Consider the following 25,805-nt stretch of genomic DNA (forward strand, 5'->3'; position numbering starts at 1 on the left):
TAGGAGAAGGGTATGGTCACAGTACGTGAGCAACTGCCTGGGCGGCTCACTGAGTTGTCACAGGAGGCGACTGTAGAACATGCCGAACAAGCACAGCAGGATCTGACTGAATGGTTAGATCGGGTTCGTGGCATATTAGACGGGGCTCCCCTGAAGCAGCTCGAAGAAGTTGCCCGTTTAACCTTAGAAAAAGAGCTACAAAGTACGATTCAGCATCGCTCTAATACCTTCTATACCGGTATTGAAATGGCGGATATTCTCGCGCATCTCTATGTCGATGAAGATACCTTGTCCGCTGCCATGCTTTACCGCGCAGTACGTGAAGGCGTCATGCCACTGGCAGAAGTGCAGGAAAAATTCGGTGAACAGGTCTACAGTCTGGTCAAAGGCACGCTGTCCATGGGTAAGCTGTCTGAGCTGATTGAAAAAAATAAACGCCTGGAAGATCACTTTAATAATAACCAGCGTGAACATCTGTCTGGCATTTACAAGATGCTGATTTCAGTGACAGAAGATGTCCGCGTCGTGTTAATCAAGCTGGCAGAACGTACCTATGCACTGCGCGAACTGGCCAATTCTTCACGTGAACGGCAAGAACGGGTCGCACGAGAAATTCTCACCATTTATTCTCCTCTAGCGCATCGTCTCGGGATTGCCCAGTTGAAATGGGAACTCGAAGATCTGGCCTTCCGCTATCTGGCGCCAGAACGCTATAAAGAAATTGCCTCTTTGCTGAATGAAAAGCGTCTGGAACGTGAACAATATATTCAGTTCGTGATTGATAAATTGCGTGAAGAGCTGGCAGAACACGGCATTGAAGCTGAAATTAACGGCCGGGTGAAGCACATTTATTCGATCTATCGGAAAATGAAAAGCAAAAGCCTGAGCTTCGACCAGCTGTATGACATCCGTGCGCTGCGTGTATTGGTGAAAAGTGTGCCTGAGTGTTATCACACGCTCGGGATCGTACATCAATTGTGGCGACATATTCCGCATCAGTTTGATGACTATATTACCAATCCGAAGGCCAATGGTTATCGCTCTTTACACACAGCTGTGATTGCGGAAAACAAGTCACTTGAAGTGCAGATTCGTACTTATACGATGCATGAAGAGGCTGAACTTGGCGTATGCTCACACTTCAACTATAAGGAAGGTTCGAAAAATACCGATACCTCCTTTAATCATCGTCTGCACTCCCTGCGTGCAGTGATTGAGCATTATCAGGAACGCAATGAAGCCAGTGCACATAAGGATGAAGAAGAGGAAGTTGAAAATTTTGAGCATATTCAAGATTTTGAAGGCTTCGAAAAAATCTATGTGTTCAGCCGTGATGGTGATATTAAAGAGTTACCACGAGGTTCAACCGTACTCGACTTTGCCTATCATGTACATACTGAAGTCGGCAACAAATGCTATGCAGCCCGGGTCAACCAGCGCTATGTACCTTTAACCTATGCCTTGAAAACTGGTGAACAGGTTGAGATTCTGACCAAGAAAGACCGTGAACCAAATCGGGACTGGTTGGTTAATTCACTGGGTTATATCAAGACTGCACGTGCCCGTGACAAGTTACGTCACTGGTTCCGTCAGCAGGATCGCAGTAAGAACCTGGAAGTGGGTCGTGAAATTCTGAATAAAGAATTGGCACGTCTAGCAATTCACCCGAAATCAATCGACTTGGGTGATTATTGCAACCATTTCAATGTGAAAAGTGGTGAAGACATTCTGATTGGTCTGGTGAATGGTGATATCAGCCTGCATGCCCTGATCAATCAGGTGAACCGTCATATGCATCTGGATCAGGATGAGCCTGAACTGGTGCTGAAACCGGCGTTGAATCCGCGTGCCAGCCATACCTTGTCTGCACATGGTATTCTGATTGATGGTCTGGATAACGTCGAACTGCATGTTGCCCAATGCTGTCAGCCGGTACATGGTGAATCGATTGCGGGTTATATCACGTTGAATCGTGGTGTAAGCATCCACAAGGTGGCTTGTCCAGATTATGTACGCATGATCTCGCAGGAACCGGAACGTGCAGTAGAAGCCGACTGGGAGATGCAGCCGACTCGCGGTCAGAGTGTACAGATTGTGGTGGAAGCCTATGACCGTCGTGGCTTGCTGAAAGACCTGACCCAGGTAATTTTCTCGGATCAGATCAATATCCGTCAGGTAAATACTATTTCTGAAGCAGATGGTATTGCCAATATGAAACTGCTGATCGAAGTTAAAGGTCTGGCTCAACTTTCCAAACTATTGGCCCGTCTTGAACAGCAGCCGGGAATTATCAGTGCACGCCGTCTGGTACAAGGTAACTAATTCTTCTTAGGCATGATTAGAAAAGCCCGCAATTCAATTGCGGGCTTTTTTGTTATAAGGTGTGCTTAAGAGGGAGAAGAGCAAATAACATGAGTGCCACGGAAATATTTGAACTGAGACGAAATAATCTAGCCAAAGTGATTGATCAGTTGATTGATAGCCAGCAGTTTAAAAATGGCAAAGAGATTTGCGAGCACTTTGGTCTGTCTGCAGCTTATATTACCCAGCTATTGAACAGTAAGCGCCAGATTGGAGAGAAGGCTGCACGAGAACTTGAACAGCAACTGGGTTTGGAATGTTTAATATTGGATCGTGCTGAAGCACCTGTCATTGAAGTGGCATCTAGTCCTGTAAAAATAACTTTGTTCCAGATGCAGGTTGTTGAGCAGCAAGCCTTTAAAATGAAAACTATAGATTCGGCAGAAAGACTTTTACCATGGCTTAAATTGGAACCTCAGCATTATGCCATTCAGGTGACAGGACAGTATTATTTTCCGAGCCTAAAAGCAGGCTGGTGGTTGGTCTGTGATGAGCAAGCCGTATTACAGTCATCTGGCTTGGTGTGTCTTTATTTAATTAATGGACTGCAGCTCATTGTGGAGCTGATGTCGGAAAACCAGGACAGCTATCAGATCCAAAGTCTGGATGAAAGCCGCAAGGTCAGTTTCCAAAAGTCTGATGTAGCTAAAATCCATCCTGTGATTGCCATAGTGCCTCAGCATTCAATTTTCTTAGACCAGAAAAAATTCAGCCCATCATAAGATGGGCTGAATAGTGAAATCGAAAACGGGCAGCTTATGGAAGCTGATTTTCGTCTTCAAATTCTGGTTTCACCTGAACAATAAAGTCCTGGCGATTCAGACCGCGCCACAGGGCAAAGGCTGTACCGATATAGATCGAAGAATAGGTACCGACAAAGACACCCACAAACATCGCAATCGAGAACCATTTCAGACCAGCACCGCCCATGATCATCATGGCCACTACAACCAGTAATAAAGTCATAGAAGTATGAATGGTACGGCGTAAGGTTTCAGTCAAGGCAATATTGATAATTTCAACAGGTTCGGCACCCCGGATCTTACGGAAGTTCTCACGGATACGGTCAGAGACCACGATATTATCGTTAAGTGAGAAACCGATGATCGCCAGTAGTGCAGCCAGAACCGTAAGGTCAAATGGCCATTGCATCATGGCAAAAATACCAATCGTCACCACGATATCGTGGAACAATGACAGTACCGCACCCATCGCCAGTTTGAACTCAAAGCGGATAGTGACATAGACCAGCATCAGCAAGAGGGCAAGAGCAACTGCACCCGCAGAACGCACATACAGCTCATTACCGACCTGTCCACCGACTACATCGACCTTAGGTACCTGAGCCGTATTGCCTGGCAGCTGAACTGCTGCAGTAACGGCTTTGGTAAGGTCTTCTGCTTCAATATCTTCCTGAACCGGCATACGTACCATCAGGTCACGTTCCGAGCCCAGCGTCTGCACGACAGCATCATCAAAGCCAGCTTTGCTGAGTGCCTGAGTTACATCATCAGGTTTTACCGGATTGGTATAGTTCAGCTCTGCTGAGACACCACCAGTAAAGTCCAGACCGAGGTTCAAGCCTTTGGTCGCAATAAAGAAGATGCTGGCAACCGTCAGGATGATAGAGAACACTGCCGCAGGCAATGCAATCTTCATAAACGGAATGATACGTTCGTCTTCAGGGCGACCGTACTGTTTCTGATTCAGTTGAGTATTTTCAGTCATCATCGATCTCCTAAATGCTCAACTTTTTCAAGTTACGTTTTTTGCCATAGATGATCTGTACGATCGCACGGGTTACGGTAATCGCCGTAAACATCGAGCAGACAATACCAATCATCAGGGTGACAGCAAAGCCTTTGATTGGACCAGTACCAATTGCGAACAGAATGAACGCGACCAGGAAGGTAGTTAAGTTCGAGTCGAAAATGGTGTTATAGGCTCGATCATAACCGGCCACAATTGCCTGTTTCGGCGAGGCGCCCCATTTCATTTCTTCCCGTATCCGCTCACAGATCAGTACGTTGGCATCGACCGCCATACCGATGGTAATCACGATACCCGCGATACCCGGCAGGGTGAGGGAAGCGCCAATCCACGACATCACTGTCAGAATCATCGCCAGGTTAACGACCAGCGCAAAGTTGGCAATTACACCAAACAGACGGAAGAATACGACCATCCAGATCGCTACTAGAATGAAGCCGATTTGGGTAGAGAGTACGCCTTTATCAATATTTTCCTGACCCAGACTTGGACCAATCACACGTTCTTCAACGAAATACATTGGCGCAGCCAGAGCACCAGCACGTAGCATCAAGGCAAGCTCAGAAGCTTCCTGAGGTGAGTCCAGACCGGTAATACGGAATTGAGAACCCAATACTGCCTGAATGGTAGCAGCGTTAATCACCACAGATTCGGTATATGGTGTACGCACTTCAGTTTGTGCACCTGTTGCCGGGTCTTCTACGTAGCTGATCTTTTGCTTGTTCTCAATGAACAGTACCGCCATACGTTTGCCTACGGCATTACGTGTGGCATCTGCCATCAATTTACCGCCAGCGCTGTCCAAAGTAATATTAACTTCAGCACCACCAGTATCCTGACTAAAGCCAGAAGATGCATTTTGTACACGTTCACCGGTCAAAATACGGTTACGGTTTAGCAATAACTGACGACCACTGTCCAGAGATTCATAAGCAAATGCCTGAGTTCCTGCTGGAGCTGTACCACTTAATTGGCCAGTATAAGGATCGATGTATTGATCATTCAGATCAGACACCAGACGGAATTCCAGGTTCGCCGTACGACCCAAGACACGTTTTGCTTCTGCGGTATCCTGTACACCCGGAAGTTCAACCACAATACGGTTGCTACCTTGGGTTTGTACCAGCGCTTCAGCCACACCTAACTCGTTAATACGGTTACGTAAAGTAGTTAAGTTCTGGTTCACCGCATAAGATTCGATTTCCTGCTTACGCGTATCGGTATAGTTGAGGCGTAAAGTCGAACCGGTTTCAGTCGCCACTGCCTGCTGATTGAATTCATTGCCATTACGGCGCAAGAAATCCATGACAGCAGCACGATCATCATTATTGGCAAACTGCACAACAATGGTGTTATTGCTTAAATTCAGGCTATTGAATTTCAGGTTGTTATCACGCAGCTGACGACGCAGGTCAGTTGCTGAGGTGTCCATGCGCTGTGCAATCGCCTTGTCCATATCCACTTCGAGCAGGAAGTGAACACCACCACGTAAGTCCAGACCCAGTTTCATTGGTTTGGCACCAATTTTCTGTAGCCATTCTGGAGTGGTTGGAGCAAGGTTAAGTGCTACGACGTATTCATCACCTAAACCACGGCGTAAAGCTTCTTTGGCTTTCAGCTGTGCTTCACTTGAATTTACACGTAATAAAGCAGCGTTATTACTAAAGCTATTGTCGTGAGTTGCAATATTTTCAGTTGTTAAAATCTGCTCTGCTTTTTGTACGATGCCTGCGTCAATCTGAGTACCGGCTTTGGCACCCGAAATCTGTACAGCAGGTTCATCTGGATACAAACTTGGCAGGGCATATAAAGTACTGACCACCAGGACAACCAGGATCAGCACATATTTCCATGCTGGGTAACGCATTCGTTTTCTTCTTAAAATGAAAAAGTCGTGCGGGGAGCACGACTAATTTTGATTAAATGTTATTTAAAGTGCCTTCAGGCAGAACTGAGATCACACTCGCGCGTTGAACTTTGACTTCTACACCGCGGCTCAACTCAACGACTGCGAAATCACCTTCAATTTTAGTGATTTTGCCCATTAAGCCGCCTGCAAAAACGACTTCGCTGCCTACGCCAAGACTGTCAACCAGAGCACGGTGCTCTTTGGCACGTTTTGATTGAGGGCGCCAGATCAAGAAATAGAAGATTGCAACAAAAACCGCAATCATCAAAAGGTTAGCCATCAAGCTTGGTTGTTGTGCAGCTTCACCTGCAGCGTGAGCAGTCGAAATAAATAGGCTCATTTCATTTTCCTAAAATAAAAAACTGGTGATCAACTCGATAATAAATTGACATATTCTTGCAATTTACCCTGTCTTTTTCCTCAGCGCAAATGCTGAAAGATTAATCTTGTGGACAAGGTGGAACTTCCAGGCCACGACGAGCGTAAAAGTCCTGAACAAATTCATCAAAAGTTCCGTTATCCAGCGCATTGCGGATATCTTCGGTAAAACGCTGGTAATAACGCAGGTTATGGATGGTACCGAGCATAGAGCCCAGCATTTCTCCACATTTCTCTAAATGGAACAGATAAGCGCGGGTAAAGTTCTGACAGGTATAGCAGTCGCAATGTGGATCAAGTGGGCTTTGATCATGACGGTATTGGCTGTTACGGATACGCACCAGACCATCGGTCACGAAATAATGACCGTTACGTGCATTTCGGGTTGGCATGACGCAGTCGAACATGTCTACACCGCGACGGATGCCTTCAACGATATCTTCCGGTTTACCGACACCCATCAGATAGCGCGGTTTATTTTCCGGCATTTTGTTCGGAAGATAATCTAGCACCTTGATCATTTCTTCTTTTGGTTCACCAACAGACAGACCGCCAATTGCATAACCGTCGAAGTCAATCTCAAGCAGGCCTTTTAAGGATTCATCGCGCAGGTCTTCATACATCCCGCCCTGAATAATTCCGAACAGGGCATTTTTATTGTTGAGTTCATCATAATGATGTTTCTTGCAGCGCTCAGCCCAACGTAAAGACAGCTGCAAAGATTTCTGCGCTTCTTCATGGGTTGCAGGATAAGGCGTACATTCATCAAAAATCATCACGATATCGGAGTTCAACGTATGCTGAATTTCCATTGAAATTTCAGGTGAAAGGAAAACTTTTGAACCATCGATCGGGGAGCGGAAGGTCACGCCTTTTTCTTCAATCTTGCGCATTGCACCCAGACTGAAGACTTGGAAGCCGCCTGAGTCAGTCAGAATCGGTTTATCCCATTTCATGAAACCGTGCAGGCCACCATGCTGCTTGATGACTTCAAGGCCCGGACGCAGGTATAAGTGGAAAGTATTACCGAGGATAATCTGTGCTTTAATACCTTCAACATCACGTGGCAACATGCCTTTAACCGTGCCATAAGTACCAACTGGCATAAAGACGGGTGTCTCTACTACGCCATGTTCAAGCGTTAAACGACCACGACGGGCACGACCCGACTGACCTAATTTTTCAAACTTCATAAGAGTTCCAAATCAAGGCGAAAAAACAGTTCGCTGATTACTAATGCGAATTAAAGGGCGCTATTTTCCTTGATTCTGACCTTAAACGCCAGCATTGTAGAGAATTCACTCTGTAATTTTATTTATCGATGAATAGAGGAAATATCAGGTGAAAGAGGTAAGTTTGCAGAAAATTGCTGTAAACGCTGCATAATTTCTTCCCGGCTCAAGGCACAGCTACCATCAGGTTCAGCCGCCATGGCAGCAATATGCTGGATCAATTTTTGGATATAGATATTGCTGTCGATAAAATAGGATTCCAGCGTCAGTAAATAGGCATCCTGCGCCACTTGCAAATAGTCATAAGGTTCCATAGCCAGCATTTGTTCCAGATCAATCAGAATATCCTTATCACTTTGTGAGAGTTTTAAACGTTTATTGACTCTCGGTTGAGACAGGGTCTGTCTGAAAGCTAAAAAGTCCTGCAATAAGCGACTGTCGGAATTGAGTTCAAGTGCAGATTGGCATTCACATTCGGGTTGGATCGGAACGCTGAGGAAAAAAATAATCGAATCTAGATCCAGACCATAAGCTTCAGATAATTTGCGTTTGGCTTGTTTAAAAGTTTCTAGCAATAAATCCAAGTGAGTAGCAGGAAGCTGTTTTTGTTGAGCTAAGACAGGATGGCCAAAACTATGCTGGGTTTTAAAATACTCTGCCAGCAAAGTTTTAAAAGGCATGAGTTCAGATTGTGAAGAGCTTTGGCTTTTATAGCGCCATTTTCGTACATTCCAGCGATCCCGTTCGGCCAGATATTGCTGTGGATCTTCAGGGTCCTGAAAAATGCTACGTTCTGTGGAAATCGCCAGATCATCCAGCAATAAAAATTCGTCAAAGACCAGACTACAGGCATAGATGTGGTCATCCTGATAGCGGTCATACAGCTGATAAAATTCCTTGACCAGCGTCTGTTGCAAGTGTTCTAAATAATCCAGCATGATTTTTTATTCTTTTTATTGGGTTTTTATAAGTGTATTGCTTTATCTCTCGCTATTGCATCATAAGCCAATGTATTGCAAATCAAAAACTATAAAATGTAATGATTTTTCTCAGTGAAAGTTCGGACGATAGTCAAAGTTTTGAGTCACGGTCTGGTCACGGAAAGGGCGTACTGCTTTCTTTCTGAGAAACATGTTATTGATAATATTGTGCGGGAAAATCTGAATCTGGTTATTGAAGAGTTCGACATTGCGGTTGTAGATGGTAATTGCAGCGCCGACATTTTCATTCTGTTCTTCAATTTCATTCATCATTTTCAGATAAATGTCATTAGTTTTCAGTTCAGGGTAGTTTTCAATCACCACATTCAGGCTGCGCATCAGTTCTTTATTCAGGTTTTCAACCCGTTGTAACTGGGCAATATCGGCATCCTGAATATTCAGGCTCATAATGTTCTGGCGCAGTTCAGTGACTTTCTCTAAAGTTCCTTTTTCAAAACTGGAATATTGCTCAACCAGAGGTTGCAGACCATCCAGGATTTTTAGTTTTTGCCGCTCATAGCTGGCGACATCGGACCATGCACGAATAGTGGAGTTATGATGACGCACAATGCTGTTACGAATCATGATAATGGCAATAATGACCAGAAGCGGGATAATGACAAAAACAAAAAATCCCATAAAAGTAGTCCCCAGAAAAAAATAATTATTTTAAAAATTGCGTCAGATCAGTATGTAACTTTTCCAATTCTATTAATTTAAACGTTCTGAGATGGCCACGCAATGTGGAAATATCGCTAATTTTATCGTGTTTACTGGATACCTCAAATAAATCATGTGGTCCCAGATAGCAGAGTATATGGCTTTCCGGGTGAAACAATAAATCGCCCTGACGCTGTTCAAAAAAGTCCGCTAGTCGAAGTACAAAACCAGGCGTGAGCATTTTGGCCATTTGCATCGGATCACTGCCAAAGAAATTTAACTTCTGGTTGGTGCGAATGTCGCTGCTGTGCCAGGGATAAGCATAAGGATAATGAAATTTCTTTCTGGAGGTAGTCACGGCTAGCCCCTGAATCTGAACATCAAAAACAAATACCCCCCAAAGGTCTTTATGTACCTGGGTCAGTTTGACCGGTTGACCTTCCTTATTGCGTACCTGAACTTCATGTACATAATGATATTGAAAGACTAGAACCTGATGTTGTTGACCATCTTCATCTTCCCAGACGGTGCTGGCATAGCGTGAAATTTCATTACTCAGAGAGCCCTGATTAAATACCGGGAACAGACGTTTTAAATGGCTAATAAAATGTAGGGGATTCAGTGGAATAGAAATATGTTGTGGCTGCCTCTGAAAAGCCAGCTGGTATTTTTTGGCGAGCGCCTCATCTTCCAGATAACGAATGACTTCATCCAGTGGCTTTCGATGTTCATAGCTGATATAAGCCCAGAATACCAATAGGCATCCAAAGAAAACACCGCTTTGCATCCAGATATTGGCAGGCGCTACAAAGATGCAGCCAATCAGAAAGAGTCCGATTCCGGCCAGAGCAAGCGGTAAATTATTTTCAAATTTTAAGCTAATTGGGCCATTCCAGGGGTGCAAGCCATCCAATAATTCCTGATAGCTTTTGGCCTGACGACCCAGATCCCAGAGCCGGGCGATATTGCGAAACACCACTTCATTTTTCTTACGTCGAATATGAATGGAATGCTGCACAGACTCGATCGGCATGGGGAGGTTTCCTGCTGATTATTGCGCTTGATCAATCAGCATGGCATCGCCATAACTGAAGAAGCGGTATTTGCTTTCAACCGCGTGCTTGTAAGCATTCAGGATGTTTTCGCGGTTAGATAGAGCCGAAACCAGCATGAGCAGGGTAGATTCCGGTAAATGGAAGTTGGTAATCAGACGATCCACCACTTTGAACTCATAACCCGGATAGATGAAGATTTGAGTATCACCGGTCCAGCCTTTCAGTTCACCACCATTGGCCTGAGCCGCACTTTCGGTCGCACGGGTTGCGGTCGTACCGACAGCAATCACTTTATTACCACGTGCTTTGGTGGCTTTGATCAATTCCATGGATTCATCCGATACCTGACACCATTCGCTGTGCATGATATGGTTTTCGATATCATTGGTACGAACTGGCAGGAAAGTACCTGCACCGACATGCAAGGTCACAAAGGTTTTCTGAATGCCTTTTTCTTCCAGTTTCTTCAGCAACTCTTCATCGAAGTGCAGGGAAGCGGTAGGAGCAGCAACGCTGGCCAGTTTTGTCGGATCATTGAAAACGGTTTGATAACGAACCGTATCAATCTCTTCCGCTTCACGGTTGAAATAGGGTGGAATTGGTAGCGCGCCGTATTTGTCTAAAACATCCAGAATCGGCTGAGAAAACTCGACAATAAACAGATTTTCATGACGGCCTTGAACGGTGACTTTGACTTCATCTGGACCAATAAATAATTCTGCACCAGCTTTAGGTGTATTGCTGGCCTTGATATGACAATGCGCAATGAACTGATCCATCATACGCTCAACCAGTACTTCAACTGCACCACCAGAGGCACGTTTACCTTTCAGGCGCGCTTTCATCACTTTGGTATCGTTCAGAACCAGCAAATCGCCTTCATTCAATAAATCCAGAATATCGGTGAACTGGTGATCGTGATATTGGCCATGTGCATCAAGGTGTAACAGGCGGGAAGCACTACGTTGTTCAAGAGGATAGCGAGCAATCAGCTCATCAGGGAGATCGAAACTAAAATCAGAAAGTTGCATGACAATTTACGATAAAAAAACTGCGGCTAGTATAAACTTTTTTCTTTTTTATGGCGGGAATTGCTCGATTATAAAACAAAAAAATAAGAATTGTTTTAAAATTAGGCAAATGTGTTTTTTCTGCGTTGACAAGTTTTTGAAACAGAGTAATATAGCCGTCATCCACTCCCGAGGTGGTGAAATTGGTAGACGCGGCGGACTCAAAATCCGCTGTCAGAGATGACGTGTCGGTTCGAGTCCGACCCTCGGGACCAAAATTCTGAAGAACCCCAAGCATATTAAGTCTTGGGGTTTTTTATTGCCTAAAAATAAGCATGTGGATGTGAGCTTCTTTGATTGATTGCATTCTTTTTTTTCAATTTTGAAAGAGTTATTTCAGAATAAGTACCTTAATCAGCACCTAAATAAACAAATTGTCTTTATTCTGAATATAAAAAAGCCCCACTCATCAAATTTTTCTTTTTCACCATCAAAAATAAAATTCAGGAGTGGAGCTAGATATTACAGTCTTAATAAATTAAGAAAATTCACCCGTTGAGCGTTCTTTGGCCCAGTCACGCAGGATAAATTTCTGCAATTTCCCGGTTGAAGTTTTTGGAATCTCGGTAATCACTACATCTTTAGGTACTTTAAAACGCGCCAGATGTTGCTTGCAGAATTCGATAATCTCTTCTGCTGTGGCAGTTTGTCCTACTTTCAGTTCGACAAAGGCACATGGCACTTCCTGCCAGCGAGGATCTGGTTTTGCCACCACGGCTGCCGTGAGAATAGCAGGATGCTGATAGAGCACTTCTTCCACTTCCAGCGATGAAATGTTTTCACCACCCGAAATAATCACATCTTTAGAGCGGTCAGTGATTTTTGCATAACCATCAGGTTGGCATACTGCCAGATCGCCAGTATGGAACCAGCCACCGGCAAAGGCTTCTGCAGTTGCTTCCGGATTCTTTAAATAACCTTTCATGACGATGTTGCCACGGAACATGATTTCACCCATGGTCTGACCATCATGTGGCACTTCCTGCATAGTGTCAGGATCAAGCACTTTCATGCCATCTTGCAGTGGATATGGTACACCTTGACGAGAATGCAGTTGTGCCTGCTCCTGAATTGACAGATCTGACCAGCCTGCCTGAGACGCACAGAGCGCAGAAGGGCCATAGGTCTCGGTCAAGCCATAGACGTGAGTTACATTGATACCGATATTGCGCATGCCTTCAATGATTGCAGCGGGAGGCGCAGCACCCGCCACCATCACTTCTACGCGGTGATCAAACTTGGTCTTTTTCTCTTCAGGGGTATTGATCAGCATCGACAGCACAATGGGTGCACCGCAGAAATAATCCACTTTATGTTCAGCAATCAGCTTAAAGATCAGTTCCGGATCAACTTTACGTAAGCAGACGTTCGTACCACCATTGGCTGCCATGGTCCAGGCAAAACACCAGCCATTACAGTGGAACAGCGGTAAGGTCCATAAGTAAGTGGCACGCGGCATCATGCCACAAGCAATGATATTACTGGCTGCATTAATATAAGCGCCACGGTGATGGTAAACCACGCCTTTCGGATTGCCTGTGGTTCCAGAAGTGTAGTTCAGGCTAATCGCATTCCATTCATCATCCGGTAAATGCCATTCAAAATTGGCATCGCCTTGAGCTAGCCAGTCTTCATATTCAATCTGGCCGATACGGGTATCTTCACCCTCGAATTCTTCATCAGTCACGTCAATCACATAAATGTCTTGCTGTGGAACCAATGCCAAAGCTTCTGTTGCAACTGCGGAAAATTCTGGATCGACCAGCAGTACTTTGGTCTCAGCATGTTCCAGCATGAACGCCAATGTTTTGGCATCCAGACGGGTATTTAAAGTATTCAGGACCGCACCCGCCATTGGCACAGCAAAGTGTGCTTCGATCATCGCAGGTACGTTTGGCAGTAAAACTGAAACGGTGTCATTTTTACCGATGCCTAAATTCTGGAGCTGGTGGGCAAACTGACGGCAACGATTGTATTTTTCACGCCAGGTAATACGACGCTTACCATGAATGATCGCATTTTGATTCGGGTAGATATAAGCCGCGCGATCGAGATAGCGTAAAGGTGACAGCGCTACAAAATTGGCAGGGGTGCGCGGTAATTCATCGTATGCCTTAACCATTGTAAAACTCCGTTCTATATTTATTTTTCATATCCTGTTAAAAAAGATATGCAATTCTTGGAAGTCTTGCAGTTATGCTTTAGTCGAGTGCGAATGTATAATTTTAAAAATTTAAATAATTGAATATTAATAAAATTATTTTTAAGCACCGATTTTTTTGAACCTATGGGTTCCCATATTTGCCTTTTTAGGTATTTTACTCTAAATGGGTGTTAAATATAGCCTCAGCCAAGGAATAATAATGAAAATACAACAGGCGGATGCAACATGGCGCAACTGGTCAGGAAGCCAGTACAGTTCTCCTCAAATTTTTGAGCCTAAAGAAATTAATGAATTGCAAAATCTGGTGAAGTCACATGCGCAGTTTCGTGTGGTGGGTGCAGGACATTCATTCAGTGCGCTAGCCAAAACCGATGAGGTATTGATTCGTCTGGATCATTTCAAAGGCGTGATAGATGCAGATGAAGCGACAGCTCAATGTACTGTACAGGCAGGTACGCGTTTATATGAGTTGGGTGAATATCTAGCCCCTCTTAATCAGGCTTTGATCAATCAAGGCGATATTGATCAGCAAAGTCTGGCGGGTGCAGTCTCGACCGGTACGCATGGCACGGGAATTGATTTGCCGTGTTTATCTGCTTTCGTTCAAGGCTTTGAATTACTGACTGCAGATGGCGAATTATTGCAATGTGATGAGCAGCAAAATACGGAAATTTTTCAGGCAGGGCGGGTAGCACTGGGCAGTCTCGGAATACTCACCAAAATCACCCTGCAAAATCGGCCGCGTTATAAATTAAAAGAACAGATCCGGTTGTGTCCGTTAAAAGACATATTTTCCAATATCGATCAATGGAAACATCAGTATCGGCATATTGAGTTTTGGGCTTTTCTGTATGCTGATCAGGTCATGCTGAAAACGCTGGATGAAACGGATGAATGCATTCAGCCGAGAAAAGAAAGCTGGCCATCAGAAGATAGTTTATTAATGTTGTGCTCGGAATTGACAAGGTTATTGCCGTCTACCAATCCTTATCTGCAAAAGCTGCTCGGTGTTTTTGTCAAACCGACCTGTTTTGTGGATTGGTCCAGTCAGATTTTCCCCACACCGCGTAATACCCGATTTAATGAAATGGAATACCAGATTCCGGTCGAACTAGGCTTGCAGTGTCTGGAAGAAGTGCTGCATTGTTTAAGGCAGCATCGTGTGCCGATGTTCTTTCCGATCGAGTTTCGTTATGTCAAAGCGGATGACATCTGGCTCAGTCCGTTTTATCAGCGGGATTCAGTTTCAATTTCTATCCATCAGTTTTATAAGCAGGATTATCACGTCATTTTTAATCTAGTGGAACCGATTTTTCAGAAATATCAGGGGCGACCGCATTGGGGGAAATTGCATAACATGCATGCTGCATCACTGCGTGATTTATATCCAAAATGGCCTGAATTTGTGGCGCTACGTCAGCAACTGGATCCGCAGAAAAAATGGCTGAATCTCTACTTGAAACAACTGTTTCTGGCTAAGTAGCAGGAGTAAAAGATGCGATCAACTTATTTTCAGCAATTGACTCAAGACCTAAAACAGCAGGGTACAGGTACACCACAACTGATTCTGGATTTGGTTCAGTATCAGCATAATCTGGATGTTGTGCAGGCAAAACTACCTCCGCAGTTAAAGCCTCGTCTGGTGGTGAAATCTCTGTCCAGTACTGAGTTGCTTCAATTCGCTAGTGAAAAGCTGAATACCCAGCGTTTTATGGTATTTCATCTGCCACATCTTCGGGAAATTATCGGAGCATTTGAGCAAGCGGACATTCTACTCGGTAAGCCAATGCCGGTTCATGCAGCGCAGCGCTTTTATCAAAGCTGGTTTGGTCAAATGGACTTAAATACTCAAGTAAATATTCAATGGCTGATCGATAGTCAGGCACGTCTGGAGCAGTATCTGCAACTCGCCCAAAACCTGAATGTCTGCCTGAATATAAATATTGAAATTGATGTGGGGCTGCATCGCGGAGGAGTAAGCAGTCAGGAACAGTTTGTAGCCCTACTCAAGCTGATTCAGCAGCATCCTCTGAATCTAAAATTTTCCGGATTAATGGGCTATGATGCGCATGTAGCCAAACTGCCAAAGATTCTCAAAAGACTTGAAAAAAGTTATCAGCAATCACAGCAGATTTATCAACAATTCAAGATGACGCTGCAGCAATTTCCTGATTTATGGCATGAAAACCTATGTTTTAATGGTGGCGGCAGTCCGACCTTTATGCAGCATTGCCAGCAGAGTGTTTGTAATGATCTGGCTTTTGGTTCCATGCTACTTAAACCCAGTGACTTCGATCTGAAAAATCTCTCTGCTTTAAAATGTGCCTTGTGGATTGCCACACCAATTTTAAAAGTGCTGCCTTATGGCCAGATTCCCGGTCTGGAAGTATTTAATTATCTACCGCATCAGTATAAAGCATTATTTATTTATGGTGGCTACTGGCAGGCGGACTATTATTTTCCAGAAAAAAGCCAGCCGCATATTTTATATGGACGCAGTAGCAATCAGGAAATGGTTCTGGTATCGAAATCTTGCGAACTGAAAGTCGATGATTATGTGTTTTTAAGACCAACTCAAAGCGAAGCCATCATTCCCCAGTTTTCTCAATTGTATGTCTATATCGAAAGGCAATTTGAAGCGTGGCAAACCTTTAGAGAATAAATAATTCTTGAGTGAATAATGATCTTAACTCATTGCAGCTCAAAAGAACTTTTTGGTGATAAATCCTATTTTTATTAGGGAAAAGGTTTAATCATTGGCTCAAGCCGTGTAAAATTCTAGGCGATTTTTTATTTATCCACCGTTTTTATCTTTTGAGGTTCTCCCTCGATCATAATCTCGCGGTGACATGCTCCATGGTACGGGGCATCACTCCTTAAGGATTTCATATGCCAATTATCACTTTGCCAAATGGCGATCAAAAACAGTTTGATCACGCCGTATCTGTGATGGAAGTTGCTCAAAGCATCGGTCCTGGTCTTGCAAAAAATACCGTTGCAGGTCGTGTAAACGATCGTCTAGTGGACGCGTGCGATCTGATTACTGAAGACGCAACCTTACAAATCATCACGCCTAAAGATGAAGAAGGTGTCGAAATTATTCGTCACTCTTGCGCACACTTGGTGGGTCATGCCGTTAAGCAATTGTTCCCAGAAGCAAAGATGGTCATTGGTCCAGTCATTGAAGAAGGTTTCTACTATGACATCTGGATGCCACGTCCATTTACTTTAGATGACATGGCTGCGATTGAAGAGCGTATGAAAAAGCTCATCGATCAAGACTATGATGTCGTGAAAAAAATGACTCCGCGTGATGAAGTGATTGCAGAATTCACAGCCCGTGGTGAAGAATACAAATTGCGCCTGATCGCAGACATGCCTGAAGAAACTCAAATGGGCCTGTACTACCATCAGGACTATCTGGATATGTGCCGTGGTCCGCACGTACCAAATACCAAATTCTTAAAATCATTCAAGCTGACTAAAATCTCTGGTGCTTACTGGCGCGGTGATGCGAAGAACGAACAGCTACAACGTATTTATGGTACAGCTTGGGCTGATAAGAAACAGCTTGCAGCGTATGTAAAACGTATTGAAGAAGCGGAAAAACGTGACCACCGTAAAATCGGTAAAGCCTTAGACTTGTTCCATATGCAGGAAGAAGCACCAGGTATGGTGTTCTGGCATCCGAACGGCTGGACCATTTACCAAGTGCTTGAACAATACATGCGTAAAGTTCAGCAAGAAAACGGCTACCTTGAAATCCGTACTCCTCAAGTGGTGGATTTCACCCTTTGGGAAAAATCAGGTCATGCGGCAAACTATGCTGAAAACATGTTCACGACTCATTCCGAGAACCGTAATTATGCCGTGAAACCGATGAACTGTCCTTGTCACGTGCAAGTGTTCAACCAGGGTTTAAAATCATATCGTGATCTTCCAATCCGTTTAGCGGAGTTTGGTTCATGTCACCGTAACGAGCCATCAGGTTCTTTACACGGCATCATGCGTGTACGTGGCTTTACCCAAGATGATGCGCATATTTTCTGTACTAAAGAACAAATCGGTACCGAAGTTGCAGACTTTATCAAATTGACACTAGACGTATACAAAGATTTTGGCTTCGAAGAAGTACAAATGAAGTTGTCGACTCGTCCTGAAAAACGTGTAGGTGATGATGCACTTTGGGATATGGCAGAAAAATCTTTGGCAGATGCTTTAGATGCTGCTGGCCTGGATTGGGATTTACAACCAGGTGAAGGTGCATTCTACGGTCCGAAGATCGAATTCTCATTGAAAGATTGCTTAGGCCGAATCTGGCAGTGTGGTACCATTCAATGTGACTTCAACCTTCCAGAACGTCTGGATGCCTCTTATGTTACTGAAGACAACGATCGTGATCAGCCTGTGATGTTGCACCGTGCAATTCTTGGCAGTTTCGAACGTTTTATTGGTATACTGATTGAACACTACGCGGGCTTTATGCCACCTTGGTTATCACCAGTGCAAGCGTGTGTCATGAATATTACTGATGCTCAAGCCGAGGCTTGTGAGTCAGTCGTCGCGAAACTTAAAGAAAACGGAATTCGTGCAATTTCTGACTTGAGAAATGAGAAAATCGGCTTTAAGATTCGTGAACGTACTTTAGAGCGTATTCCTTACTTATTGGTACTTGGGGACCGTGAGGTAGAGGAAGGTACTGTGAATGTCCGTACCCGCTCAGGAAAAAATTTGGGTACTATGTCAATCGATGCTTTCGTTGACTTAGTAAAAGCAGCCGTTGCCGAACGCGGCCGGTACATTGTGGAGTAACAGCGATTAAACAGCCTGACCGTAATCAACAGGGCGGTAATAAATCAAACCGTCCTGCCTTGAATGATGAAATTCGTGCTAAAGAAGTTCGTCTTGTAGACGAAAATGGTGAGCAAAAAGGTATTGTAAGCCTTGCGGAAGCATTGCGCGCAGCAGAAAATGTTGAGCTTGATCTTGTTGAGATCGTAGCCAATGCTGAGCCACCTGTTTGCAAAATCATGGACTTCAATAAGCATTTGTTTGATCTGAAACAAAAGCAGAAAGAAGCGAAGAAAAAACAACATCAAGTCCAGGTGAAAGAAATCAAGCTACGTCCTGCGACAGATGTAGGTGATTACAACGTAAAATTACGTGCAATCATCAAATTCCTTGAAGAAGGAAACAAGGTTAAAATTACCCTGCGTTTCCGTGGTCGTGAAATGGCTCACCAGCAACTGGGTCTGGCTCAACTGCAAAAAGTTGAAGCAGACGTCGTTGAATATGGTGTTGTTGAACAAGCACCAAAAATGGAAGGTCGTCAAATGGGTATGCTGCTTGGTCCTAAAAAGAAAAAGTAAGCATCTCTTGATGAAAAAAGCCCTGCATTTGCAGGGCTTTTTTATGAGGTAACTTAATTTTTTATTGAGTAGGGTAGGATTTTCCTGCTTCTACAATCGGAATATTGGCCTCAGTGGGTACATAAATTATTTGTTGAATACGACCTTCACGTAGGGCTTCACCAAATGCACCAATAAATTCCTGCTTGCGATATTCAGGATAATCTTTAGCTGCCTGCCCAACGAGTTTAATAGCTTCTGCACGCAGTTTGGCACTTTCCAGTTCCGCTTTTGCAACTTGCACTTGAATCATTTTAGATTGTTCTGCTTCAGCCAATGCTGCCTGACCATCCATCCCTTGTTTCCAAACTTTATAATGTGGCCAGCCAAACAATAGCAGTAAAATGACAATCAATAAAAAGAAGAGCAAGCCCAATAGCATGAATGGACTTAGGGCGTTGCGACGGACATAATTCATAGTGCACCTACGGCAGATTTTTTTATCTATGGTATTTATTGAATGTTTTATTCTGTTTCAGAAAAGCATAGCCGAAATTTTATGTAAATCAACTATATGTGGTGATAGGGGAAAGTCCCAACCAGAACACCATTTTTTAATAACTGCTTTTTATCCTTTGAAATCTGATGAGATAAATTTCTTTCAGCTTAAACTTCATGATTAAAATTGCTTTTGAATCAGCCTTTATGATCTTAAATTCCAAGCACTGTACATGGCTTGAATAATTTCCTTGGCTTGCTGGCGGGAAAACATCGATAAATGAATCCGGAATAATCTTAAACAGAGTCGGTCGCGCCAACTGGGCTGACAAAGAATAAAATCGAGAGCGCCATCCCGCTGATTAATTTGATGAGCGGGAAGTCTGGTTAGCCAACGTTTGGTACGGGCTTTAATTGAATCATATTGAGGATTGATAAAGCTATAATGGACGGCTTCACGATATAAACACAGGCTTATCCGGTAACCTGCCAAAGTGTAATAAATTGTCCGCGAGGTGATTTTTAGTTTAATGCTATATACCAAGAGCGATAGCATCAGGAAACCCAGCATATAGCCATAAAAGCTTGGAGACTCCTGCCATAAAAATACCAATCCTCGAATAAAACTGGAAGGAGGATCTGGAGTATGAAGGTATAAGGTCATCAAAATTCCAATGGGATAGCAAAGAAGGAGAAGTCCCATATGTTTCATCGTCTGGGCACTTTGATGAAACAGAATAATATCTGATGTGCTCATATTATTATTTTTATAATGAGTGAAAATTGAACACTTTCAAGCTTAAGGATTCTGTCCTAAAAAAGAAAGACCCATTCGGGTCTTTCTTTTCGTTGAGGATCAGCTTTGCTGCTCGTTAGATTCATTTTTTTCAGCTAACAGTTTTTTGCCAATCGGAATCTGACGAGGCAATTTTTCTTCTGGCACATTGCGCTGCAATTCGATTTTCAATAAACCATTTTCAAATTCAGCTTGTTGTACCTCTACATGTTCATCCAGTCTTAAAGACAATTTGAATGAACGGTGGGCGATGCCTTTATGCAGGAATTCCACAGTCGTATCTGAATTTTCTTCCACCGCTTTACCGCTAATGGTCAGAACCTGATTTTCCAGATTGATCTCTAGCTGGTCTTCATTGAATCCGGCAGCAGAAACCACAATGCGGTAATTGTTGTCGCCGGTTTTTTCAATGTTGTAATGTGGATAGTTCGGTGCCTCACTTTGCATTGCATAATCAAAAAGGTCATTAAAGCGGTCAAAACCGATACTACGACGGAATAGTGGGCTAAGACTGAAATTGCTCATTGATCTTACCTCCTGATCTCAGAAAAGTTTTTTAAACAACATGCAATTCTTCAATATGAACTCAGTGATTAGAAACAATCTCCTGAATAGATCATTGCTCTATTTCTAATATAGGATTGAGGCGAAGCTTTTCAAGCCTCAAGATTTAAAAATATTTGAACCCATCTTGAGCTAAAAATAATGCTTTGAATTTAGCGATTTTACTGCTGAATCTATAACAAAATATGCGGAAGTAAGGCTTTAAATCATGCTATAACTAGATCAAATTTCAATAATGTCATGTAAAAACGAAAAGGTAACAGGTAATAACATGATTGATCTCTATTATTGGGGAACGCCCAATGGCCATAAAATTACCATCGCATTAGAAGAAATGGGCTTGGAGTATAAAATTTTCCCGATCAATATTCTGGAAAATGACCAGTTTCAACCTGATTTTTTACGTATCTCTCCAAATAACAAAATTCCTGCGATTGTGGATCAGGATGGCCCGCGTGGTGAACCGATTTCAGTCTTTGAATCTGGCGCGATTCTGCAATATTTGGGTCGTAAAACCGGCCTGTTTTATCCGGATGATGAGCAGCAACGTGTTGAAGTTGAGCAATGGCTAATGTGGCAAATGGGTGGCTTGGGTCCAATGCTGGGGCAGAATCATCACTTTAGCCGTTTTGCTCCTGAGCGTATCCCGTATGCCACTGATCGCTATGTCAATGAAACCAAGCGTCTATACGGGGTTCTGAACAAACAGCTGATTGGTCAAAAATATGTAGCCGGTGAGTATTCGATTGCGGATATGGCTATTTTGCCATGGGTGTTACGTCATGAATGGCAGCAAATTGATCTGGCAGATTATCCGGAAGTACAGGAATATGTGACACGCCTGACTGCGCGTCCAGCGGTGCAAAGAGCGTTAGCAATACAGGTCAGATAAGTCTGGCCTTTGTGCTAAACTAGATAAAAGTAGATTAAACCACCTTTGGGTGGTTTTTTATTGGGTGAGTATATGAAAGATTTTTTCCTGAACTTTACTAAAATCGTGGAAACAAATCCTCGAATTTACTGGAGTATTATTTTCGGTATCGCAGCTTGTCTGCTGCTGTTTATTGCTGAAATTGTGCATGTGGATCAGGTGATCAGTGCCTTGAATACCAAGGATCGTCAGATTTTAAATACAGCTCTTGAGCCGATCACCCAGAAATATCAATGGTCACGTATTTTGGTCATGGTTATGGCTATAGTCTGGGCGAATTGGGAATATCTTAAAGCCAAGAAAAAACTGGGTTTAAGCCGTTAGTCTCGGGATGTCCCTGTTTCTGCTCTTTCTTGCCGCTTTTGGTGCAGCCACTTTATTACCGCTGCAGTCGGAAGCGGTTTTGCTGGGTTTATTATGGCAAGGGAGCTATTCGGCGGCCTTGCTCATCATGATCGCAAGTGCTGGAAATATCTTGGGTTCCTGTGTGAACTGGTATCTGGGGTTCAAGATTGAGCAATATAAGCATAAAAAATGGTTTCCAGTCTCTGAGCAGCAGATGCTGAAAGCCCAAAGTACCTATCAGAAATACGGCTATTGGTCATTATTGCTGAGCTGGGTGCCGATTATTGGCGATCCAATTACATTAATTGCCGGTTTGCTTAAGGAAAATTTTACCCGTTTTATCTTGATAGTCAGTATTGCCAAAATTGGACGTTATCTGTTTGTCTATTGGGCTTATGCGATGTTTTAAAAAAAGAGGCATAAAGCCTCTTTTTATTTATATTCATCATTAGTGCGCAGAATTTTCTTGATTGAAAAACCTTTGCACATCAGAACTAAAAATTATTTTTCATTTCCTTTGGTAATATCAACTCCAAACAGATCCTTGGTTCTCGCCCAGCTGATGGCAACCACCAGTAGGGTCATGCTGCCACCAAACACTGTAGCCATAATCGTACCCATATATCTCGCAGCCAAACCAGACTCAAAAGCACCCAGTTCATTACTAGACGAGACAAACATGCCGTTTACTGCAGCAACCCGGCCACGCATATTATCGGGTGGATAAATCTGTAAAATCGTTTGGCGAATCACCACTGAAATACTGTCACAAGCCCCGGTCATGGCAAGAGCAAACAGAGATAGCCACATCGAGTTGGAGAAAGCAAATAGTAAAGTAAAGACACCGAAACCTGCGACTGCAAGCAGCATATTACGCCAGGCATGTTGCGTAGGCGGAAAGCGGGTCAGGACAATCATGGTTATCAGCGCACCAATGGAAGGAGCAGCCCGTAAATAACCCAAACCCTCTGGACCAACTTTTAGAATATCCTCTGCAAAAATCGGTAAGAGGGCAATCACCCCACCAAACAATACCGAAACCAGATCTAGAGAAATCGACCACAGTACAATTTTGCTGTTCCAGATAAAACGGAAACCATCGCCCAGACTATGCAGGACATTTTCAGTTTCAATTTTAGGAAAATCGCGCTTTTGCAATAAGTTAATCAGAACAAAACAGATGCTGACCAGTACTGTGACAGTTAGAAGACTGGTTTCCCGACCTAAAAATGCCAGCATAAAACCACCGAGCATCGGCCCGATAATTACACCACTTTGCCAGCCAATTGTGGTCCAGGTCGCTCCATTGGCATAGAGTGCACGTGGAATCAGAAAGGGTTTTAGTGAAGTTGCTGAAGGATTATAAAAGCCACGAATGGTACCCAGACAGAAAATGACGGCATAAATTCCCCAAGATAATTGACTGGTGCTGAGGTTTCCCAAGCCGTGATAATGAAACAGTGACCAGAGAATAAGCGGCATCGGAATGGCGAAAAATAAACAGATTTTCATAATAGTCTGCTTATTAAAACGATCCGCAACATATCCACCCCATAAAGAAAGGGAAATAAATGGAATCGCCTCTGCCAGACCAATCAGTCCTAAGGTCAGCGGGTCTTTGGTAATCTGATATAGTGAATAGGCAACAATAATTTCCTGAATCAGAATGGCTAAAGTCAAACAAAACTGATTTAAGGTGACAATAGAAAAGTCTCGGTAACGGAGTGCGGCAAACGCATCGGACTGAATGTGCATAAAAAGCTGCAACTGAAAAAATTGACAAATTATAAAGTGATATCACAAGCAGTATATAAATTCATCATTCAATTCTTATTGTAAAAAATGCTAAGTTTGCAGATTCATCAAGAAAAAAAGACTAGTGCTTTTGTTTTAAGCAAAGATGCATTAGAATATCGGCTCCCTTACCTGCAGGGCGTTCTTGCAATGGTGCAGACGTGCCGAACAGGTGTTCAAAAGAGGTTGTTATGCCTAAGATGAAAACTCGCCGTGGTGCAGCTAAACGCTTCAAAGCGACTGCTAACGGTTTTAAGCGTAAACAAGCGTTCAAACGCCACATTTTGACCAAAAAATCTGCTAAGCGTATTCGTCAATTGCGCGGCTGTGTAATGGTTCACGTAAGTGACGTTGCTTCAGTTCGTCGTATGTGCCCGTACATCTAAGGAGATTATAAATGGCTCGTGTAAAACGTGGTGTACAGGCTCATCGCCGTCACAAAAAAATTCTTGCTCGCGCTAAAGGTTACTATGGTGCTCGTTCACGCGTTTACCGCGTAGCGTTCCAAGCGGTAATCAAAGCTGGTCAATACGCTTACCGTGACCGTCGTCAGAAGAAACGTCAATTCCGTGCTCTATGGATTGCGCGTATCAACGCTGGTGCACGTCAAAACGGTTTATCGTACAGCCGTATGATCGCTGGCTTGAAAAAAGCTCAGGTTATCATCGACCGTCGCGTACTTGCTGACATCGCTATGCATGACGCAGTTGCGTTTGCAGCTCTAGCTTCTAAAGCTAAAGATGCGTTGGCTGCATAAGTCTTTATGACTTAGAAAAAAGACCGCTTTTAGCGGTCTTTTTTTATGCTTAAATAAAATCAGTGGGATCTTTGATTTTTTAAATCATTTATTTATTGATTTGGTGGAGATTAAAGCTCCACCAAGCTAAAGTGATTATTTATAGACAATATATTTTATTAAAGTCCGAAATAGTAGCCAATCAGACAGATCACAATCGTGATCAGAATCAGTTTGATCACACTTGAAGCACCGGTTTTATGGTGACTTTGTGGTCGTTCAGCTTTAGAGACTTTGACCGCGCGATCCTCAGTATTCATCCCTGTAAAAGGATCAGGCGTCACTTTAGGAGTGAGTTGTGCGGTTTTATAATGATTGGCCACTTTCACAATGAACTTGGCACTGATTTCATCGATTTTTTGTGCAAAGTGGCGCAGATTTAATTGCTGCTCTGGATTCAGTACCTGACCATCATCGTTATAAGGGTGTTGAATCTTCGTCTGAATAAAATCACTTAATGCATCCAGACGGTACAAGGTCTGATGAGCATAATCAGATGAATAATCCGTTGGGATTAAAGCAAGATGACTTGGATTTTCTGAGTGAGACTGAATCGTTGGGGTAGTACCGTAATAAGGCAAACCAGTATAAGTAGGCTCAGTGAATCCTTGAGCTAAATGATGTTCAAATAATTCCTGTTCAGTATAGGTATGAATATCATCCCAATTTGGCTGCACTAGATCAGCATCAATTCTTTTGGCCAGTTTACTGTTCAGTTCGTAACGCCAGAATACTTCATGACGTAAAGGCGACTGTTGGGCTTCCGGTGCTTCATAATCATTATCAGCGGTATACCATTCAGCCAGTTCCTTACCGATCATCCAGGCGGTTTTACCTTGAGCATGATGACTGATAATCACATGAGCCAAAGGAACCAGTTCGACATTGGCATTAGGGTTATTTTCATCTTCCAGTAAATGTGAAGAATGTAGACTAATACGACGAACCCCTTGTTTTTTCAGACCTTCTAACCAGATTTGAAAGTGCTGTGCCAGTAAATGCTGGGAAATCAGATCTCGAAAAGTTAAATGGTGCTGATTAAAAATGGAGTGATTCAGCCAGCGGCTGAAACTGAGATCCTGAGTTAAAAACTCATTGCCATAAGTGACGAGGGTCAGTTGCTGTTTCCAAATTTGATCGAGTGCCATAGTGAT

The 25,805-nt window shown here is 43.4% G+C and carries 25 protein-coding genes and 1 tRNA gene; 12 read left to right on the plus strand and 14 right to left on the minus strand.

Features of this window, described 5'->3' with window-relative positions; translation table 11 throughout:
* Nucleotides 1-12: 12 nt before the first annotated feature.
* Nucleotides 13-2,322 (plus strand): bifunctional (p)ppGpp synthetase/guanosine-3',5'-bis(diphosphate) 3'-pyrophosphohydrolase, encoded by a 2,310-nt coding sequence (locus tag FTV13_RS08540; protein WP_179992984.1) that lies wholly within the window; start codon nucleotides 13-15, stop codon nucleotides 2,320-2,322.
* Between the two features lie 89 nt (nucleotides 2,323-2,411).
* Nucleotides 2,412-3,083, plus strand: a complete 672-nt coding sequence (locus FTV13_RS08545; RefSeq protein WP_180011718.1) for a hypothetical protein — start codon at nucleotides 2,412-2,414, stop codon at nucleotides 3,081-3,083.
* 34 nt (nucleotides 3,084-3,117) lie between these two features.
* Here FTV13_RS08545 and secF read toward each other — a convergent pair whose 3' ends face one another.
* From secF to queA, 8 genes are all read right to left on the minus strand, one after another.
* Nucleotides 3,118-4,092, minus strand: coding sequence for a protein translocase subunit SecF (gene secF, locus FTV13_RS08550; protein ID WP_180011720.1), 975 nt, complete (start codon nucleotides 4,090-4,092; stop codon nucleotides 3,118-3,120).
* A gap of 7 nt (nucleotides 4,093-4,099) precedes the next feature.
* Nucleotides 4,100-5,998: a protein translocase subunit SecD gene (gene secD, locus FTV13_RS08555; protein ID WP_159123076.1), complete on the minus strand. Its 1,899-nt coding sequence runs from the start codon at nucleotides 5,996-5,998 to the stop codon at nucleotides 4,100-4,102.
* 52 nt (nucleotides 5,999-6,050) lie between these two features.
* Complete coding sequence (yajC, locus tag FTV13_RS08560; protein ID WP_004783613.1) at nucleotides 6,051-6,380, minus strand: preprotein translocase subunit YajC; 330 nt, start codon at nucleotides 6,378-6,380, stop codon at nucleotides 6,051-6,053.
* A gap of 100 nt (nucleotides 6,381-6,480) precedes the next feature.
* Nucleotides 6,481-7,611, minus strand: coding sequence for a tRNA guanosine(34) transglycosylase Tgt (gene tgt / locus FTV13_RS08565; RefSeq protein WP_180011722.1), 1,131 nt, complete (start codon nucleotides 7,609-7,611; stop codon nucleotides 6,481-6,483).
* Nucleotides 7,612-7,733: 122 nt separating this feature from the next.
* Nucleotides 7,734-8,588 (minus strand): DUF4303 domain-containing protein, encoded by an 855-nt coding sequence (locus FTV13_RS08570; RefSeq protein WP_180011724.1) that lies wholly within the window; start codon nucleotides 8,586-8,588, stop codon nucleotides 7,734-7,736.
* 111 nt (nucleotides 8,589-8,699) lie between these two features.
* A complete protein-coding gene (locus tag FTV13_RS08575) occupies nucleotides 8,700-9,269 on the minus strand; it encodes a LemA family protein (protein WP_180011726.1) in 570 nt (189 codons plus the stop codon).
* A 25-nt stretch (nucleotides 9,270-9,294) separates the two neighbouring features.
* The gene (locus tag FTV13_RS08580; RefSeq protein WP_180011728.1) at nucleotides 9,295-10,323 is read right to left on the minus strand and encodes a hypothetical protein; all 1,029 of its coding nucleotides are present in this window, start codon (nucleotides 10,321-10,323) and stop codon (nucleotides 9,295-9,297) included.
* Between the two features lie 18 nt (nucleotides 10,324-10,341).
* Nucleotides 10,342-11,376 carry a tRNA preQ1(34) S-adenosylmethionine ribosyltransferase-isomerase QueA gene (queA, locus tag FTV13_RS08585; protein ID WP_180011730.1) on the minus strand — a complete coding sequence of 345 codons (1,035 nt, stop codon included), beginning with the start codon at nucleotides 11,374-11,376 and terminating at the stop codon, nucleotides 10,342-10,344.
* 167 nt (nucleotides 11,377-11,543) lie between these two features.
* Here queA and FTV13_RS08590 point away from each other — a divergent pair.
* Nucleotides 11,544-11,630, plus strand: a tRNA-Leu gene (locus FTV13_RS08590).
* Nucleotides 11,631-11,893: 263 nt separating this feature from the next.
* On the opposite strand, the gene FTV13_RS08595 is transcribed toward FTV13_RS08590, so the two are convergent.
* Complete coding sequence (locus FTV13_RS08595; protein WP_180011732.1) at nucleotides 11,894-13,537, minus strand: acyl-CoA synthetase; 1,644 nt, start codon at nucleotides 13,535-13,537, stop codon at nucleotides 11,894-11,896.
* Nucleotides 13,538-13,778: 241 nt separating this feature from the next.
* Here FTV13_RS08595 and FTV13_RS08600 point away from each other — a divergent pair, with 241 nt between their 5' ends.
* From FTV13_RS08600 to infC, 4 genes are all read left to right on the plus strand, one after another.
* Entirely contained in the window at nucleotides 13,779-15,062 is a 1,284-nt protein-coding gene (locus FTV13_RS08600) for a D-arabinono-1,4-lactone oxidase (RefSeq protein WP_180011733.1), read from the plus strand.
* Between the two features lie 12 nt (nucleotides 15,063-15,074).
* On the plus strand, nucleotides 15,075-16,241 hold the full coding sequence (locus FTV13_RS08605; protein WP_180011735.1) for an alanine racemase: 1,167 nt from the start codon (nucleotides 15,075-15,077) through the stop codon (nucleotides 16,239-16,241).
* Between the two features lie 227 nt (nucleotides 16,242-16,468).
* Nucleotides 16,469-18,391 (plus strand): threonine--tRNA ligase, encoded by a 1,923-nt coding sequence (thrS, locus tag FTV13_RS08610; RefSeq protein ID WP_180011737.1) that lies wholly within the window; start codon nucleotides 16,469-16,471, stop codon nucleotides 18,389-18,391.
* Nucleotides 18,392-18,396: 5 nt separating this feature from the next.
* Nucleotides 18,397-18,948 (plus strand): translation initiation factor IF-3, encoded by a 552-nt coding sequence (gene infC / locus FTV13_RS08615; protein WP_081400954.1) that lies wholly within the window; start codon nucleotides 18,397-18,399, stop codon nucleotides 18,946-18,948.
* Nucleotides 18,949-19,009: 61 nt separating this feature from the next.
* Here infC and FTV13_RS08620 read toward each other — a convergent pair whose 3' ends face one another.
* From FTV13_RS08620 to FTV13_RS08630, 3 genes are all read right to left on the minus strand, one after another.
* Nucleotides 19,010-19,405 carry a hypothetical protein gene (locus FTV13_RS08620; RefSeq protein ID WP_004783587.1) on the minus strand — a complete coding sequence of 132 codons (396 nt, stop codon included), beginning with the start codon at nucleotides 19,403-19,405 and terminating at the stop codon, nucleotides 19,010-19,012.
* A 225-nt stretch (nucleotides 19,406-19,630) separates the two neighbouring features.
* The gene (locus FTV13_RS08625; protein ID WP_180011739.1) at nucleotides 19,631-20,182 is read right to left on the minus strand and encodes a hypothetical protein; all 552 of its coding nucleotides are present in this window, start codon (nucleotides 20,180-20,182) and stop codon (nucleotides 19,631-19,633) included.
* A gap of 99 nt (nucleotides 20,183-20,281) precedes the next feature.
* Nucleotides 20,282-20,746 carry an Hsp20 family protein gene (locus tag FTV13_RS08630; protein WP_004783582.1) on the minus strand — a complete coding sequence of 155 codons (465 nt, stop codon included), beginning with the start codon at nucleotides 20,744-20,746 and terminating at the stop codon, nucleotides 20,282-20,284.
* A gap of 310 nt (nucleotides 20,747-21,056) precedes the next feature.
* Here FTV13_RS08630 and FTV13_RS08635 point away from each other — a divergent pair, with 310 nt between their 5' ends.
* The 3 genes from FTV13_RS08635 to FTV13_RS08645 all read left to right on the plus strand — a co-directional run bounded on the left by FTV13_RS08635 (nucleotide 21,057) and on the right by FTV13_RS08645 (nucleotide 22,470).
* Nucleotides 21,057-21,677: a glutathione S-transferase N-terminal domain-containing protein gene (locus FTV13_RS08635; RefSeq protein ID WP_004783581.1), complete on the plus strand. Its 621-nt coding sequence runs from the start codon at nucleotides 21,057-21,059 to the stop codon at nucleotides 21,675-21,677.
* Between the two features lie 72 nt (nucleotides 21,678-21,749).
* Complete coding sequence (locus FTV13_RS08640) at nucleotides 21,750-22,040, plus strand: hypothetical protein (RefSeq protein WP_180011741.1); 291 nt, start codon at nucleotides 21,750-21,752, stop codon at nucleotides 22,038-22,040.
* A gap of 7 nt (nucleotides 22,041-22,047) precedes the next feature.
* Nucleotides 22,048-22,470, plus strand: a complete 423-nt coding sequence (locus FTV13_RS08645; protein WP_034170828.1) for a YqaA family protein — start codon at nucleotides 22,048-22,050, stop codon at nucleotides 22,468-22,470.
* A 92-nt stretch (nucleotides 22,471-22,562) separates the two neighbouring features.
* On the opposite strand, the gene FTV13_RS08650 is transcribed toward FTV13_RS08645, so the two are convergent.
* Entirely contained in the window at nucleotides 22,563-23,816 is a 1,254-nt protein-coding gene (locus FTV13_RS08650; RefSeq protein ID WP_180011743.1) for an MFS transporter, read from the minus strand.
* Between the two features lie 230 nt (nucleotides 23,817-24,046).
* Here FTV13_RS08650 and rpmI point away from each other — a divergent pair, with 230 nt between their 5' ends.
* Together rpmI and rplT are read left to right on the plus strand one after the other, a co-directional pair.
* A complete protein-coding gene (rpmI, locus tag FTV13_RS08655) occupies nucleotides 24,047-24,241 on the plus strand; it encodes a 50S ribosomal protein L35 (RefSeq protein ID WP_004278281.1) in 195 nt (64 codons plus the stop codon).
* Nucleotides 24,242-24,252: 11 nt separating this feature from the next.
* The gene (gene rplT / locus FTV13_RS08660; protein WP_004647525.1) at nucleotides 24,253-24,612 is read left to right on the plus strand and encodes a 50S ribosomal protein L20; all 360 of its coding nucleotides are present in this window, start codon (nucleotides 24,253-24,255) and stop codon (nucleotides 24,610-24,612) included.
* Between the two features lie 158 nt (nucleotides 24,613-24,770).
* Here rplT and FTV13_RS08665 read toward each other — a convergent pair whose 3' ends face one another.
* Complete coding sequence (locus tag FTV13_RS08665) at nucleotides 24,771-25,799, minus strand: hypothetical protein (protein ID WP_180011745.1); 1,029 nt, start codon at nucleotides 25,797-25,799, stop codon at nucleotides 24,771-24,773.
* Nucleotides 25,800-25,805: the final 6 nt, after the last annotated feature.

Source organism: Acinetobacter sp. YH12235 (genome assembly GCF_013417705.1).
GTDB lineage: Bacteria > Pseudomonadota > Gammaproteobacteria > Pseudomonadales > Moraxellaceae > Acinetobacter.